This window comes from Endozoicomonas sp. ALC013, assembly GCF_049310205.1.
In the GTDB taxonomy this organism is placed as follows: domain Bacteria; phylum Pseudomonadota; class Gammaproteobacteria; order Pseudomonadales; family Endozoicomonadaceae; genus Endozoicomonas.
The window spans coordinates 1-1179 of sequence record NZ_JBLYNS010000399.1 but is presented as its reverse complement, the minus strand read 5'-3'; the positions used below and the strand labels follow the sequence as shown (position 1 = coordinate 1179).

Annotated in this window: 1 protein-coding gene; it reads right to left on the bottom strand. The window is 52.7% G+C overall.

Annotation, left to right across the window (positions count from 1 at the left end):
- Nucleotides 1-1179, bottom strand: a 1179-nt coding sequence (locus ACO6V1_RS24105; RefSeq protein ID WP_422469158.1) for an ankyrin repeat domain-containing protein, incomplete at both ends; no start/stop codon positions are given.

Here is a 1179-nt window from a genome sequence, read left to right as displayed (position 1 = left end):
ATTGGTACCGTAAGCAAGGAGCATATCCACAATGTCGTCTGTGTATTGCTTACTTAATGCCATGCAAAGTGAGTTACTCCACCCGCAGCTGGAGGTGTCGCCGGGCGTATCAGGATTGGCACCGTGAGCCAGCAAATCGTCAACCATGTTGGTGCGCTCGTTAAAAACGGCATGGTCCAGCGCGGTACTACCCTCATTATCAGGAATATTGGGATCGGCACCTTCGCCCAGCAGAGTGTTAACGGCCAAAAGTGAAAGTGAAAATACGTCACCAATGACGGCATTGCACAGCGGGGTGCGTCCCATACTATTACGGGCATTAATATCAACACCGTGATCCAGCAGGCACTTCAGGAGCATGACGGTCTGATAGCCTGGTTCCGATGTGGCCCAGTGCAGCGCCGTCCAATTAGCGAGGTCATGGACTTGCGGGTCAGCCCCGTGATCCAGCAAGGCCTTGCAGACCTCATAACTGCCTTTTTTGGCAGCCAGAAGCAGAGGTATGTTCGCTTCATCAGTCAACGGATCGATAGTGGCGATATTGGGGTCAATCCCTCTGTCCAGCAGTGTCTTGAGACATTTGTGCACTCTGTATGAGTCCCTGAACCAAAAAAGCGGGTAGCGGCCTTGCTGGTCGCAGAGATTGGGATTGATTCCCTGCTCCTCCAGCAGGTTCAGCAGGTCGTTGAGGGCTGACAGATCACCTTTCCTACCTTCCCTGATTGCTGCAGCCAGTCGATCGCCCAAATCAACCAAATCGAGATCAGACGCTGATGGACGTATGCTTCCGTTGCCCGGGGAAGCCACCGCACGTGCTGAAATATTTTCTGCGCTGACAACAGGTTGCTGGAGAGAGGGTACTGCCCGTGCGTGGGAACCCTCGGCCGTTTCCTGCGGATTGACAGAGTCATCCCAGGGAAATAAACATTGTCTGATGCTTGAGTACATTTCTTTAAAAGTCAGTGGGTTGGACACAAATTTCTTCAAGGGTTCTGACAACAGCAGGTGTTGAGATGCTATTAACAGCGGTTTTGCCCGGTTTTTTTTCGGGATCATCCGAGGCCGCATCAGGGTTGTACGAATACAGTTTCGGGCACAAATCTGCAGCGACCCGGGTTTAAAGGGCTCACGCAGGGCATCAATGATGCGAGATGGTGCCCCTGCAACGACGGCAACCTC